The organism is Asanoa iriomotensis (assembly GCF_016862515.1).
Taxonomy (GTDB): Bacteria; Actinomycetota; Actinomycetes; order Mycobacteriales; family Micromonosporaceae; genus Asanoa; species Asanoa iriomotensis.
In genome coordinates this window covers 1-965 of the sequence record NZ_BONC01000184.1, presented here as the reverse complement: position 1 = coordinate 965, position 965 = coordinate 1, and the positions used below count along the sequence as shown (strand labels likewise).

1 protein-coding gene is annotated in these 965 nt (G+C 71.9%); it reads left to right on the top strand.

Going from position 1 to position 965, the window contains the following annotated elements; all coding sequences use genetic code 11:
* Positions 1 to 198: 198 nt before the first annotated feature.
* The gene (locus tag Air01nite_RS40880) at positions 199 to 735 is read left to right on the top strand and encodes a hypothetical protein (protein WP_203708924.1); all 537 of its coding nucleotides are present in this window, start codon (positions 199 to 201) and stop codon (positions 733 to 735) included.
* The last annotated feature ends 230 nt before the right edge of the window (positions 736 to 965 follow it).

Below are 965 nucleotides of genomic sequence, written 5' to 3'. Positions count from 1 at the left end.
TGACGGTCATATGTCCATCGTAGATCGGCCGGCGATTCGCTCCATTGTGTACCCCTGGGGTCTCTCGGCCCGTTCACCCGCCGCGTACCCGTCCGTGTCCGTCTGGGCCCTTCTGACCTGCGAGGCCGGTTTAACGGTTACGTTGAGTTAACGGCAGGCGGTGATCGCCGGCCAACGAACCGCACTACGATGCGCAACATGTGGTGGGTCGTAGTCGTGGTCGCCGTCGTGGCGGTGCTGGCCACCTACCTGACGTGGACGGCGCAGCGGGTGGACCGGCTGCACGACCGCTCCGCCTCGGCCGCCCGCTCCCTGGACGCCCACCTCCTGCGCCGCGCGGCCGCGGCCGCGGTCCTTGCGGAGGACCGCCAGGCACCCGAGCTGTACGCGGCGGCCCGGATCGCCCTGGACGCGGTGCCGGAGGAACGCGAGGCAGCGGAGAACGACCTGACACGCCAGTTGCGCTCGGTGCCGCTGTCGACGGACGAGGCCCGCGATGATGCCGTGATCGCCGCCAGCCGGCGGCTCGGCCTGGCCCGCCAGGTCCACAACGACCTGGCCCGCGAGGCCCACGCGGCCCGCCGAAGGCGCCTGGTCCGCGTCCTCCTCCTGACCCGCCGCCACGACCGCCCCCAGTTCTTCGACATCGACGACCCGACGTTGACCCCGGGCGCCCCACCGATCTCCCCGGCCCCCGCAGTCGCGCCGCCCCCGCCTGCGGGCGTCGCCGGCTAGCCCGCGCGACGAGCTGGTTGGGGGTTGTTCACCGATCGGCCGCCCTGGGTGTCTTGGTCCGTGGCTCTGACCGACGCAACTCGGCGCGCCAGGCACGAGTCGGGCGGGAAATGCTGGTCAGCGGCGTTTACCGACCGACTGACCAGGGCCGGCCTGGCCGAGGGCTCGGCCGCCCTGGATGTCTTGATCTCAGGCTGCGCCCAACGACAACCCGGCGCCCTGAAAGGGGT